This window comes from Falsiroseomonas oryziterrae (assembly GCF_021864505.1).
Classification (GTDB): Bacteria; Pseudomonadota; Alphaproteobacteria; order Acetobacterales; family Acetobacteraceae; genus Falsiroseomonas; species Falsiroseomonas oryziterrae.
Map to the genome: position 1 here is coordinate 1 of NZ_JAKJIB010000636.1, position 922 is coordinate 922.

The 922-nt window shown below is 77.4% G+C and carries 1 protein-coding gene; it reads right to left on the bottom strand.

Annotated features, from left to right (window positions below):
• Positions 1-910: glycosyltransferase (locus L2I40_RS23780; RefSeq protein ID WP_237217815.1), on the bottom strand; the 910-nt coding region annotated here is incomplete at its 3' end.
• Between the last annotated feature and the right edge of the window lie 12 nt (positions 911-922).

Here is a 922-nt window from a genome sequence, read left to right on the forward strand (position 1 = left end):
CTTCGCCCGCCCAGCCGTAGCGGCCGAGCGCGGCGGCGCGGCCGCGCGCGCCCATCTCCGCCCGCAGCCGCGGGTCGGCAAGCCGGCTCACCGCAGCCACGACGGAGGCCGGGTCGGCGGCGTCCACCACGATGCCGCAGCCGCTTTCGGCCACGATCCGCGCCACCTCCTCCGCCGCGTCGGGCACCACCACCGGCAGGCCGCAGATCATCGCGTCGAACAGCTTGTGCGGCAGGGCGAGCCGATGGTTCTCCGCACCCGGCTGGAACAGCACCAGCGCGACGTCGCAGCGCGCGGCCACCGCCAGCGCATCCTCGCGCGGCAGCCAGCCGAGCCGCTCGACGCGCCGCTCCAGCCCGAGCATGCGCGCCAGTGCGGCGAAGCGCGCCTCGCTGCCGTCGGTGAAGCGGCCGACCAGCGTCAGCCGTGTCTCGGGCGGCAGCCGCGCCAGCGCGTCGAGCATCACGAAGCCCCCGCGTGCCGCGCCGAGCGCGCCGAGATGCAGCAGGCGCAGCGGTCCCGGCGCATGCACGCGCGGCGGCAGGCCCGGATCGGCAGCGTAGTTGCGCACCGGGATGCAGCCGGCGCCGAAGGCCCCGTCGAGCCCCTCCTTCGCCACCACCACGGCATCGGCCCGCACGGCGGCCAGCCGGCAGGCCAGCGCGATCACGCCACGCCCGATCGGGCGCAGCACGGCCGGCAGCCGCGCATCCAGCCGCGACGGGTAGTGCTCATGCACGTCGAGCACGACGCGTGCGCCGCAGCGCCGCGCCGCAAGCCGCGCGGCGATCCAGCTGTCCGGCTCATGCGCATGGATCACCGCCGGCCGCAGCGCCGCCGCGGCCCGCGCCAGCGCCGGAATGCCGCGCAGCCGCGCGAGCCAGCCGCGCCGCACCGGCCCATGGCTCAACAGCTCCACCCC